We start from the raw sequence: 12,381 nt of genomic DNA on the forward strand, positions 1-12,381 counted from the left end.
ATCTATATTGATCATAAGGGATGACGGTCAAAAACAGGGTGTAGGGTGTGGGGGGTAGGGTGTGGGGAGAGGGGAGAAGAAGCCAGAGCATTTGTACTAAAATTCCCCATCAGTTTAAATACAGTACAGCTGAGAAGACGAACAACAAACCTCCAGAATTTGTTTTAGGATAATATTTGTCAGCTAAGAGGGGGATAATATGAGGCCATTCTGGTTAAAAGTGAGAACTTTTGGGCAAAATATCTTAATCGGTTTGGGTTTAGTCCTATTAATCGGTTTTTATCACAGTATCATGGCCAAATCTGCCTCATTAATGATTGTTTATCCTCCCGATAATCATCAAACCACGGCCTCTAGAATCTTTTTTATTGGCTCTGCTCCTCCATCGGGTCAAGTTTTGCTCAATAATCAACCGATTCAACGCAGTGCTAAAGGATATTTTGCCCCTAGTTTTCCCCTACAAGTTGGCGAAAATAATTTCACTATTCGCTATCAAAACCAAACTATTAATCGCCAAATAATTCGTCGAGATACTCAGGCAGTTATTCCCCAAGAATTAGCTTTTGCTGATAACTCTCTCAGTCCTTCTGTCAATAAGACGCGGTTAGTGGGGGAATGGATTTGTTTTAGCGCGATTGCTACCCCCCAAGCACAGGTTTCTGTGCAGTTAGGAGATAAAATCCTACCTCTTTTACCCCAACCTCAAACCACAAAACTGCCTAGTAATGCCGCAGTTTTAACTAATCTTAATCAAGCGAATTCGGAGGATAAAACTGGTTACTATCGAGGTTGTCAACAGTTTCAAAAAGAGGCTAACTTAGGAAAACCTATTTTTACAGCACAATTAAATAATCGCTCAATTAGCCAACAAAGTCAAGGAGAAATTAACATTATTAGCGATCAAAATTTACCAGTGATTGAAATTATAGTTGCGGAAGGGGTAGCGCGTACGGGGCCGGGTAGTGATTATTCCCGCTTAACTCCTTTACCCCAAGGCACAAAAGCGAGAGTCACTGGGAAAGAAGGGGATTGGTTACGGTTAGATTATGGTGGTTGGATTTTAGAGCGAGAAACCCGTTTAATAGTCAATGAAGTCCTAGATAATGCTAATATTCGCGGTCTCTCTTCTCGAAGTATCAATCAAGCAACAGAAATTATTTTTCCCCTCTCCCATCCTGTACCCATCGCCGTGGCACAAGAAGATGATAAATTTATTTTGACCCTTTATAATACCATTGCCCAAACCGATACAATTTTTCTAGTGGATAATCCTTTAGTTAGACGTTTAGATTGGCGACAAATTAACCCGAATACCATAGAATACACTTTAAATCTTAATCAAAAACAACAGTGGGGTTATAGTCTTCGTTACCAGGGGACAAATTTAATCTTAACCCTGCGTCATCCTCCAGAAAAAAGTGCTAATTTACAGGGCAAAGTTATTTTATTAGATCCTGGACACGGAGGTAAAGAAACCGGTGCAGTCGGTCCGACGGGTTACACAGAAAAAGAGATTAATTTGCTTATGTCTAAATTAATTAAACGGGAGTTAGAAAAATTGGGAGCAACAGTTTATTTAACCAGAGAAACGGACATCGACTTATCCCTACCAGCACGAGTAGAGATGATTAATAATCTGCAACCAACCCTAGCGCTATCGGTTCACTATAATGCTTTACCCGATGATGGAGATGCCTTAAATACTCAAGGAATTGGCATATTTTGGTATCATCCCCCGGCAGCGGATTTATCGGTTTTTCTCCACGATTATTTAACCAAAAATCTTAACCGTCCTTCCTATGGAGTATTTTGGAATAATTTAGCTTTAACTCGTCCCTATAGTAGTCCTTCATTGTTATTAGAGTTAGGATTTATGAGTAATCCTCAAGAATTTGAATGGATTACCGATACTGAGGCACAAAAACAATTAGCGCAGGTTTTAGCCGCCGGAATTAGCCAATGGTTTCAACAATCTGGGGTAATTGCTTCCAGTTAAGATTTAATGGCAATCCGAGGGAGATAAGCTTAAATCTTTGTGAAAAATCAAGCCCTAGCTGGAAAGCCAGTGATAGGATTTGCTGGAGTTTTTCTTTTAGTCTGAGGAAATTAAATCAAGTTCATGGAAAAAATGTTACCAGTGAACAGCAATCGGACAAAATAACTGCTAGATTACAAGGTATAGTCCATCGCTCTCTAGTAGATATTCAAACAGCGATCGCTCTGTGAAAAAAATCTCTGGATGAGCAAACAAATAAAGATAGTTTACCTAAAAATTTGCCAACAGTTCACACCCTTATAGACAACTTAATCGCTGCCCCCCTTATTAAGGGGGGATTAAGGGGAGATCAATTGCCCACCTCAAGGTTGGGGTGGGCCAATTAAATCCCACTCCTGTTATTATTCTCCTCTACCCATGGCTAACTCTTTATATATCAGCACGACGGCAACGGGAAGCGGTAAAGCGTTAGTAGCTTTAGGAATTATTGACTTAATTCTCCGCAAAACTAATAAAGTTGCCTTTTTCCAGCCAATTGTTCTCGACTGTTCCGAAGGTCATCGGGACGAAGACATTGACTTAATCCTCAATTATTTTAAATTAGAACAAACCTACGAAGAAGCCTTCGGTTTATGTTACGAAGAAGTTAAGGATTTATTGGTACAAAAAAAATTTGATGAAATCATCGAAAGAATTATCAAAAAGTTTAAAAATTTAGAAAAAAAATATGATTTTATCCTCTGTGAAGGTTCCGATTATCTGCAAGAAAATTCCGCCTTTGAATTTGAACTAAATACAGAAATCGCCAAAAATCTCGGCCATCCCATCTTAATATTAGGTAATGCCCACCATCGCAGTATCGAAGATGCCCTTAGTCCGATCCTGATTTCCTGCGACACCTACCAAGATAAAGGTTGTACGGTGATTGGGATTATTATCAATCAAGCAGAAGAGGAAAAAATAGACGAATTACGGAAAAGCCTGACTAGAATTTTTCCCCCCCAAGAATATGCCCTAGGAGTGATTCCCCACAATGCTAAACTTAGCAGCCCGCGAGTGGCAGAAATCGCCCAACAATTACAGGCAAAAGTTCTCTACGGACAGCAGAGATTAGATAGTTTAGCTAGTAACTTTCTGGTGGTGGCCATGCAGATGCAAAATGCCCTAGAGCGGATAAAGGAAGATAGTTTAATTATCACCCCTTGGGATCGCGGCGATGTGATTATCGGGATGTTACAGGCCCACCAATCGGCCAATTATCCCCAATTAGCTGGTATAGTCTTAACAGCAGGTCATAGTCTCAATCCTTCGATCGCCCGTTTAATTGAAGGTTTGCCCGATCCCTTACCGATTCTCTCCGTCACCACCGATACCTACACCACGGCCGAACGCATCCATCAAGTGCGGACTACCCTGACCTCGACGGACTACGATAAAATTAACCTCAGTCTGCAGCTTTTTCACAATAACATCAATCTCGATCGCCTAGAAGCGCAAATTCGCACTTTGCGGACCCAGGGGATTACCCCGAAGATGTTCACCTATAATCTCGTACAACAGGCCAAAGCGCAAAAACGTCACATCGTTTTGGCCGAGGGGACTGAGCCGCGCATCCTCCAGGCAGCCACAGTTTTAATCGAACAGGATATCGTCGATTTAACCCTCTTGGGACAACCGGACGAGATCGCAATGGTGATTAAAAAACATGGTATCACTCTCGATCTCGATCGCCTGCAAATTATTCACCCCGTGGATAGTCCCCATTTTGAAAGCTATGTGCAGACCCTCTACGAAGCGAGAAAAGCCAAGGGAATGAATCTGGATCTGGCCCGGGATTATGCACAGGATGTCTCCTATTTTGCCACTTTAATGGTGTATCAAGGCGATGCTGATGGTATGGTATCGGGGGCAGTGCATACAACTCAACACACAATTCGGCCTGCACTCCAGATTATCAAAACTAAGCCCGATTGTGCGATCGTCTCCTCGGTCTTTTTTATGTGTTTAGAGGATCGAGTCTTGGTCTATGGGGATTGTGCGGTGAATCCCGACCCCAGTGCCGAGGAATTAGCCGAAATCGCCCTATCTTCTGCCGAAACCGCCCAAAAATTCGGAATTGAACCGCGAATCGCCCTGCTTTCCTATTCTTCGGGTCAATCGGGCCAGGGAGAAGACGTGGAAAAAGTACGACAAGCGACCAAAATCGCTAGGGAAAAACGCCCCGATTTGAAGCTAGAAGGGCCAATTCAGTACGATGCGGCCGTGGATAAGGAAGTAGCCGCCCAAAAAATGCCGGGGTCAGAGGTGGCGGGCCAAGCGACGGTGTTTATTTTTCCTGACCTGAATACAGGTAATAATACTTATAAAGCCGTGCAGCGGGAAACGAAAGCTTTAGCCATTGGTCCAATCCTACAGGGATTAAAAAAACCCGTCAATGATCTCAGTCGCGGTTGTACCGTTCCCGATATTATCAATACGGTGGTAATCACGGCCATTCAATCCCAATCTTTGCAACTTAGTTGCGGGTTTCTGGAATGACCTCAATAATCCCCAGGGTAATATTCGCTATCAGACGATTGGCTTGCCCGGCTCTCAGGAGTTCGTCGTCGGTTTTTACGATGTGCCGCATTTCTTCGATGGCCCTCGAGTTACCTTTGAAATGATCCTCCGGGAGGGAAGCAATAACATTGAATTGCAGTACGGTGATTAACGACGGCAGCCCTGTCACTATTGGTATCCAAAACGACGGCGGCACTGACGCACTGACTTTAGTGAACAGTGTTTCTGACCTGGATGTCGGTGTCTCCAATCGTGGGTACCTGATTTCTAAAGTTCCTGAACCAAGTTCTGGTTTAGGTTTGCTGGCCTTGGGCTTGCTGGGAGCGGGAGCGGCACTCAAGCGCCATTTGAATTAGAAACAGTAGTGGGATGGGTTGCGAACTCATGCGAAGCGGGGTAGGTGTCTTGCCTGCCCTGTTTTTGTTTGGGGGTTGCCAACTCGCGCTAGATTAGATTCAGGCAATTGTATCGATCTCTATAACTTTTTTAATCATGAGTCAACCGGCGGCTTCACTGAACATCAAATTGATTGACTCCCTCGCTCAAATTATCCTTTCCCTAACTGACGAGGAACGAGAACTTCTCCAACAGAAAATCAGGCATTCCGCCCTATCGGATGAGGCAATTCAACGCCAACAAGAGGCATTGCAGCAGGAAATTGAGCTAGGAATAGAGCAACTCAAACAGGGTAATTATGTGGAGTATGACGATTCCTCATTGCCCAGTTTGTTAGAAACTATTAAGATGCGTGGAAAACAGCGACTTCAACAGGAGTTAATCTAGTGAATCGCTTTCGCATTTCACACCAAGCGGAGCAAGATTTGGAAGATATTTGGCTCTATTTAGGCAGACAAGATGAAATGCTGGCCGACCAAAAGATTGCTCAAATTCTGGACAGATTTCCCATGTTATCCCAGTTTCCTGATATGGGTAGGCAGCGTGACGATTTACTGACAGGACTCAGGAGTTTCCCGATTAAGCCTTACCTGATTTTTTATACCAAAAGTGCTGATGGCATCGAGATTGTCAGAGTGTTACATCAATCAAGGGACATTGAAACTCAGTTCCCATAACGCACCTAGCTGAATCTATCAGCCGTCAGCTATCTAAACAGTTATAATGTCAGGAACATTAGCTGATTGATGGAAAGACACAAGCTGATAAGCGATCGCTAAACATGGATCAATCTTTCGCCCTTACTCTGCAAATTGTCATCACTGTGGTGGCGGGGATTACAGCCCAAGTCATCGCCGAATACCTGAAAGTTCCTAGTATTGTCTTCCTGCTCATTTTTGGGATTGCTTTAGGGTCCGATGGTTGGGAAATTTTATACCCCCAAAGTCTGGGAATTGGCTTAGAAGTCCTTGTTGCCCTCTCTGTGGCGATTATCCTATTTGAAGGCGGTTTAAGCCTGAGCGGACGCGAATTAGGGCGAGTTTCTGGCAGTTTACGCAATCTTGTCACCCTCGGTACTTCCATCACTCTCATCGGTGGCGGTATGGCGGCCCACTGGTTGGGGGAATTTCCCTGGCCGATCGCTTTTCTTTACGCTTCTTTAGTGGTAGTAACCGGTCCGACAGTGATCGGGCCTTTGCTGAGGCAAGTAGCCGTAGATCGGCGGGTGGCGACGCTTTTGGAAGGGGAAGGGGTATTAATCGACCCTGTGGGCGCAATTTTAGCCGTAGTGGTCTTAAATACGATTATTGATAGTCATGCCCGCCCCCTGGAAATTATCACCGGTTTAACCCTGCGTTTAGGCATCGGGGCAGCGATCGGCATTGCTGGCGGCGGATTGTTAAGTTTTATTATAAAAACTTGCAATTTTCTGACTTTTGAGTTAAAGAATCTCGTGGTTTTAGCGGGAGTCTGGGGATTATTTGGTTTATCGCAATTTAGTCGCAGTGAATCGGGGTTAATGGCGGTGGTAATGGCGGGAATCGTGCTAAAAGCGGCGGCCGTTCCCGATGAGCGGTTATTAAGGCGTTTTAAGGGTCAATTAACCACTCTTTGCGTGTCGGTACTGTTTATTTTACTAGCGGCGGATCTTTCGATCGCCAGTGTGATCGCTTTGGGTTGGGGCAGCGTCCTGACGGTGTTAGTCTTGATGCTGGTGGTGCGTCCCCTGAGTGTGGCTTTGTGTACCCTAAAAAGTGACCTAAATTGGCGACATAAGCTATTTATCGCTTGGGTTGCCCCTAGAGGAATCGTTTCTGCCTCCGTAGCTTCTTTATTTGCCATTTTACTCACCCGTGCCGGTATTAATGGCGGTGAAGCGATCAAAGCTTTAGTCTTTTTAACAATTTTAATGACCGTTTTTATTCAGGGATTAACGGCGCGTTGGGTGGCAAAAGGGCTAAAAATCACTTCTTCTGCGGCAACAGGAGCAGTAATCGTCGGTTGTAATCCCCTAGGTCGCTTAATCGGCTTTTTATTCCAAGAACAAGGGGAAAACGTGGTTTTAATCGATACGGATGCCAGGGCCTGTGAACAAGCAAAAGAAGACGGTTTGACGGTGATGCAGAGTAGCGGACTTGATACAAAAATACTGCAAGAAGCAGGCATCGAATCCATGGGAACTTTTCTGGTTTTGACTAATAATAGCGAGGTTAATCTGGTTTTAGCCCAAAGAGCCGGCGAGGAATTTCATCCTCCCCGGGTGTTGGCTGCCTTTGCGGGAACCCCTAACCCAGATCAAAATAAGGTTAATCAGGTTTTTCTCCCCAGTTTTTCGGTCAAGGAATGGAATCAGTATTTAGACGATAATCAGATTAAATTGGGTAAAACTATCTTTAAAGGCAATGATTTGAGCGAACAACAAACCAGATTGACTAAATTAATTGAAAATGGCGAACTGCTGCCCCTACTATTGCGTCGCGATAATTCCCTACAGGTAGTCACAGAAAGGGAAGAATGGCGCACGGGAGACGAATTAATCTATATTCTGCGCGATTTACGCTCACAACTGCTTAAACGTCTTTCTGGCACTGTCAGAACCCGTTTATCTTTAGAAATCTTACCCGAAGTGGAAATTGTCACCAGTAGATAAGTAATAAGACAAAATTAACTTCTTGGTGAGGATAGGCACTCTGGCAACAGTAAAGGGATTGGCAGAGATTCAGCTTAACTTAAGTAAGTAGTTATAATTAAATTGAAGATAGATTTTGCCTTTGATCCCCCCTGCCCCCCTTGATAAGGGGGGTGCCGATAGGCGGGGGGATCTGAGAACTTTTAACACCTACCTACTTAGCTAAAAAAACGGTACACTGATAACTGATAACTGATCACTGATCACTGCTTATGCCTCCTCGTTGGCCCCGTCAACCCGATCGCAAAAACGATCCCGCTTTCCGACGTTTAGATGATCGCATGAATTTCGCCGTTCATGTGGCGGCTTTTTTAGCGATTAATTCAGGGTTGTGGTTTTTTCATATCATTAAATTTTCCGATTGGACTTGGTTGAATCTGTTCACGGGAATTTGGGCTATTCTATTGGTGGGACATTTGATTTATCTAGCGGCGATCGCTAACTACTCGGTAACATCCCATGGCTAATACAACTCAGGACATCGAAAATCTGGCGGCCCAAATCGGCGACAATATCTATATTGACGTGGCTAAATGGCATCTCTATCTCCGGGAGGCACATTTACACAGCGTCGTTGCCGAAAAAGTCTTCCCTTTGCTCGAAAACGACAGTTTAAGCGAGAATGCAGTCATGTCTATCCTGCGGGAGATTAAAGTCACCCTCGGAGGTGGTCATCTGCAAGTTTCTCTAGCGGATTTGCTACCCAGCAAATGTCAGATAGATTTAATCGATTTGCTCGAAGAATACCAAAAAAGTCGCTAAAATTGCCAAATACTATGCCTGATAACTGGCAGACTAGGACTAACAGGCTAAAGTAGTTAGGGTTTGCTGAATAAATCTAAAAACTTTGTTCGATAAGTACCGGCCTTTGGAGTGATCGGGGGGAAAATTCAGGGACTTTTCCCTGAAAATTAGGTAATTGACCCCCTGAAAATGGCTAAAACCCCACACCCTACACCCCACACCCTACACCCTACACCCTACACCCTACCCCCACCGAAAAACTTTTTGCCGCATACCCTAGTTAGAAATAGTCCCCCAGAAGCAAACCATGGAAATAGGTGTTCCCAAAGAGATTAAAGATCAAGAGTTTCGCGTCGGTTTAAGTCCTAGTAGTGTGCGTGTACTCAATGATCGCGGTCACAGGGTATTTGTGGAAACGGCCGCTGGATTAGGTGCTGGATTCAGCGATGAGGATTACCAAAAAGCTGGGGCCAAAATTGTGGGAAAAGCGGCACAAGTTTGGGATAAACCGCTAGTTGTCAAGGTAAAAGAGCCGCTTAAGGCAGAATACGGCTTTTTAAATAAGGAAGCTCTCCTATTCACCTATTTACACCTAGCGGCCGAGCGCTATTTAACAGAAGCATTAATCGAGTCGGGAACAACTGCGATCGCTTATGAAACTGTCGAGCTTGCCGATGGTCGCTTGCCTCTCTTGACTCCCATGAGTGTTATTGCTGGTCGTCTTTCGGTACAATTTGGGGCCCGCTATCTGGAAAAACAACAGGGAGGTAGGGGAGTTTTACTGGGGGGTTTCCCCGGGGTGAGTCCTGGACAAGTGGTTATCCTTGGCGGTGGTGTAGTGGGTACAGAAGCGGCCAGAATTGCCGTCGGTATGGGGGCAAAAGTAACTATTTTAGATATTAACGTCGAGCGCTTGGCCTATTTAGAAACTTTATTCGGTTCCCGGGTAGAATTGCTTTATAGTAGCCCGGCACAATTAGAAAATGTGGTTCCTAAGGCCGATTTATTGATTGGGGCAGTGCTAGTCTTAGGAAAACGAGCGCCGACTCTGGTTTCTCGCTCTTTAGTCGCCAAAATGAACCCTGGTTCTGTAATTGTCGATGTGGCAGTGGACCAAGGGGGCTGCGTGGAAACCCTGCGGGCCACTTCCCACAGTCAACCGACTTACCTGGAGTCGGGAGTAGTACATTATGGAGTGCCTAATATGCCTGGAGCAGTACCTTGGACGGCAACCCAAGCTTTAAATAATAGTACCCTACCCTACGTTATTAAATTAGCCGACCATGGGGTAAAAGCCTTGGAGCAAGATGTTTCCCTCGCTAAGGGGTTAAATGTCGCCAATCATCGGTTAATTCATCCAGCAGTGCGCGAAGTTTTTCCCGATTTGATTTGAATGTCAAAAAGGTGCGACTGAATTCTTTTGAGCTGCTAGGAAAATCAGTCGTATCTCTCTTAACAATTAAAACAGGATTAAGGTGGTTAATTCACTTGTACTTTAGCTATCTTGTTGGTTATAATCAAGGAAGATCATCCCTATAAAAATATTAAGATAAAATGTTCAAATTTATTGATTTATTTGCTGGCATTGGGGGCTTTAGAATAGCTTTTGAAAATCTGGGTTGTCAGTGTGTTTTTTCATCGGAGTGGAATAAATTTTCTCGAAAAACCTACGAAGCCAATTTTAACGATAGTCCCGAAGGAGATATTACTTTAATTCCCGCTTTAACAATACCAGATCATGATATATTGACGGCGGGGTTTCCCTGTCAGCCTTTTAGCATAGCTGGAGTAACTAAACACAATGCGTTAGGTACTCGTCATGGGTTTGATCATCCCACTCAAGGAACACTTTTTTTCGAGGTTGTCAGAATTATTCGAGAAAAAAGACCGAAAGCATTTATTTTGGAAAATGTCAAAAATTTACAGAGTCATGACAAGGGTAAAACATTTGAAGTGATTAAAAATACCCTAGCAGAGGATTTAAATTATCATATTTATTATCAGGTAATAGATGCTCGTTCTCTTGTTCCCCAGAACAGAAAAAGAATTTTTATTGTCGGGTTTGAGAAACCTAGCCGATTTATGTTTCCAGAAATACCAGATATTCATCCTAAAATTAAAGATATTCTTGAAGGGGAAGTTGATAGTAAATATACTTTAACAGATCATCTCTGGAATTACTTACAAAAGTATGCTGATAAACATAAAGAAAAAGGGAATGGTTTCGGTTATGGATTGGTTAATTTAGAGGGGATTGCCAGAACTTTGAGTGCTAGATATTATAAAGATGGTTCCGAAATTTTGATCCCTCAACAGGGAAAAAATCCCCGTCGTCTAACACCAAGAGAATGTGCAAGATTGATGGGATTTCCTGAAAAATTCATTATTCCTGTCTCTGATAATCAAGCTTATAAACAGTTTGGTAATGCGGTTGTACCTCCTGTGGTGGAGGCAATAGGAAGGGAGATATTGCTAAGTCTGAATAATCCTATTTTAGATCAGAAAAATTCGCTTGATTCATCACGCAAAAATCCAATTATCAAACAATTAGAACTTGCCCTAGTTTTTTAGTCCTAAAGATTTATGAGTGATATCTATAGTTTTAATTCTCAGGAAAATCAATTAATCGAGACAATCAAGAATGCTTATTATATGCAACCTGTCATCTCGAAAATAGATGCTATTTTAGAAATTCAAGATGTGGAGATATATCAAAATGCTTTCAATCATCTCTATGAAGTTATTCAAGGTTCGCATGAGGAAGTAGAAAAAATTATTAAACAAAGAAAGCTTCAGGGATTGATTAAAGATGAAAAACAAACTGCCAAAGCTGTGGTAGGAAACATATTTCCCTATGCGGTTATCTATATTTTTCTCAAAAATAAGGAAATCAAGAATATTGATCAAGATATTTATATAACTAATAAAAAATCTGCTGTTCGAGGATTTAAAAATATATCGACTATTAAATTGGGTGATGGAGAACAACAAAAACCAGATTGTGATTTGATTATTTATTCTTATAATAATTCTTCAAAGATAAGTGATGGTAATAATCAAGAAATACCCTATCCTAAATGTATAATTTTATCGTTAAAAACTTCTTTGCGAGAAAGAGCGGCACAAACCTATAAATGGAAACTTTTGCTAGAAATAGCTAATGACCATGGCTCTAAAATTAAGGAAAAATACGGCATTAACTATAATGTTCCAGAAATTCCTCTTATCTGTTTTGTTACAGTTAATTTTTATAACGAAATTAACAATCCTCAACAACGAGGAATGTTAAAATTTTTTGATAAAGCATTTTTAGCCAAAAACATTAATAAAGAATTGCAAGATTTTATTAGTCCTCTATCAGAATTATTGGACTTTGTTAGAGATTTTTTCAAATAGATCGATTAAAATAAAAAAGGCTCAGGATCAAGGTAGTGAGACGTTAGAACTAAATTTTATCAACTATCGCGGTAAAAATTTAAATGTTCCCGATCGCTTCTCACCGGATTTGGATTTTTTAAACTATCATCGCTATCATATATTTCAGGGCTAAAAGTACGACAAGTTAAATTAAATTCTCCATTGCATTACTTGGTTTATAATTGAGTTTGTCTAAAACACTTTTGCAATTTCAGCTTGTGCATAAAGTTTTATGTACAGATTCAACATTTCTGGTGACTAAGCTACAGCAAATCCTGTATATTTGCGTACTTTAGGATAACGAAAGCCGAGTACTATATCTTCTTTGGGAATACCTGCCTCCATCAAATCAGTAGCTAGGGTTGGCTGAAAGAAGCTACAACCTTTATTGGAAAAGGCTTTTAGCTAGATTGAGAGTCGCTTAGGTGCCCCTGAATCTGCTAAAATTACTCAAAACCCTTGCATCTTCTCTCCTTAGTACCAATGTATCGCAAGATTGAGCTACCCCCAACCTCACCAGAAAACTTCGAGTTTCCCTCGGAGGGGAAATTATCCCCAGACAATCGTTGGGTTATCATGG

The 12,381-nt window shown here is 42.3% G+C and carries 12 protein-coding genes and 1 pseudogene; 12 read left to right on the forward strand and 1 reads right to left on the reverse strand.

What is annotated here, in order from left to right; genetic code table 11:
- Positions 1-199: 199 nt before the first annotated feature.
- The 12 genes from IM479_RS07445 (at position 200) to IM479_RS07495 (ending at position 11,780) form a co-directional block, all read left to right on the forward strand.
- Complete coding sequence (locus tag IM479_RS07445; RefSeq protein ID WP_287687122.1) at positions 200-1,996, forward strand: N-acetylmuramoyl-L-alanine amidase family protein; 1,797 nt, start codon at positions 200-202, stop codon at positions 1,994-1,996.
- A 417-nt stretch (positions 1,997-2,413) separates the two neighbouring features.
- Positions 2,414-4,534 carry a phosphate acetyltransferase gene (gene pta / locus IM479_RS07450; RefSeq protein ID WP_287687123.1) on the forward strand — a complete coding sequence of 707 codons (2,121 nt, stop codon included), beginning with the start codon at positions 2,414-2,416 and terminating at the stop codon, positions 4,532-4,534.
- 22 nt (positions 4,535-4,556) lie between these two features.
- The gene (locus IM479_RS23020) at positions 4,557-4,706 is read left to right on the forward strand and encodes an NIDO-like domain-containing protein (RefSeq protein WP_502845707.1); all 150 of its coding nucleotides are present in this window, start codon (positions 4,557-4,559) and stop codon (positions 4,704-4,706) included.
- Positions 4,699-4,911 carry a PEP-CTERM sorting domain-containing protein gene (locus IM479_RS07455; protein ID WP_287687125.1) on the forward strand — a complete coding sequence of 71 codons (213 nt, stop codon included), beginning with the start codon at positions 4,699-4,701 and terminating at the stop codon, positions 4,909-4,911. Before IM479_RS23020 ends, IM479_RS07455 begins: the two co-directional genes overlap by 8 nt.
- Positions 4,912-5,047: 136 nt before the next feature.
- Positions 5,048-5,338 (forward strand): hypothetical protein, encoded by a 291-nt coding sequence (locus IM479_RS07460; RefSeq protein ID WP_287687127.1) that lies wholly within the window; start codon positions 5,048-5,050, stop codon positions 5,336-5,338.
- A complete protein-coding gene (locus IM479_RS07465; RefSeq protein ID WP_286826010.1) occupies positions 5,338-5,628 on the forward strand; it encodes a type II toxin-antitoxin system RelE/ParE family toxin in 291 nt (96 codons plus the stop codon). Before IM479_RS07460 ends, IM479_RS07465 begins: the two co-directional genes overlap by 1 nt.
- A 104-nt stretch (positions 5,629-5,732) precedes the next feature.
- The gene (locus IM479_RS07470) at positions 5,733-7,601 is read left to right on the forward strand and encodes a cation:proton antiporter (RefSeq protein ID WP_287687129.1); all 1,869 of its coding nucleotides are present in this window, start codon (positions 5,733-5,735) and stop codon (positions 7,599-7,601) included.
- 251 nt (positions 7,602-7,852) lie between these two features.
- Positions 7,853-8,107, forward strand: a complete 255-nt coding sequence (locus tag IM479_RS07475; protein WP_286826012.1) for a hypothetical protein — start codon at positions 7,853-7,855, stop codon at positions 8,105-8,107.
- Positions 8,100-8,402 (forward strand): DUF3181 family protein, encoded by a 303-nt coding sequence (locus tag IM479_RS07480; protein ID WP_002761852.1) that lies wholly within the window; start codon positions 8,100-8,102, stop codon positions 8,400-8,402. Before IM479_RS07475 ends, IM479_RS07480 begins: the two co-directional genes overlap by 8 nt.
- Positions 8,403-8,691: 289 nt before the next feature.
- Entirely contained in the window at positions 8,692-9,777 is a 1,086-nt protein-coding gene (gene ald, locus IM479_RS07485) for an alanine dehydrogenase (RefSeq protein WP_287687131.1), read from the forward strand.
- Positions 9,778-9,938: 161 nt separating this feature from the next.
- Positions 9,939-10,955, forward strand: a complete 1,017-nt coding sequence (gene dcm, locus IM479_RS07490; RefSeq protein ID WP_287687132.1) for a DNA (cytosine-5-)-methyltransferase — start codon at positions 9,939-9,941, stop codon at positions 10,953-10,955.
- Between the two features lie 12 nt (positions 10,956-10,967).
- On the forward strand, positions 10,968-11,780 hold the full coding sequence (locus IM479_RS07495) for a BsaWI family type II restriction enzyme (RefSeq protein ID WP_287687133.1): 813 nt from the start codon (positions 10,968-10,970) through the stop codon (positions 11,778-11,780).
- Between the two features lie 279 nt (positions 11,781-12,059).
- Here IM479_RS07495 and IM479_RS07500 read toward each other — a convergent pair.
- Positions 12,060-12,161 (reverse strand): annotated as a pseudogene (locus IM479_RS07500) (element excision factor XisI family protein); the annotation flags it as partial.
- Positions 12,162-12,381: the final 220 nt, after the last annotated feature.

The sequence above is a fragment of the Microcystis sp. M165S2 genome, assembly GCF_020245885.1.
Lineage (GTDB): Bacteria > Cyanobacteriota > Cyanobacteriia > Cyanobacteriales > Microcystaceae > Microcystis.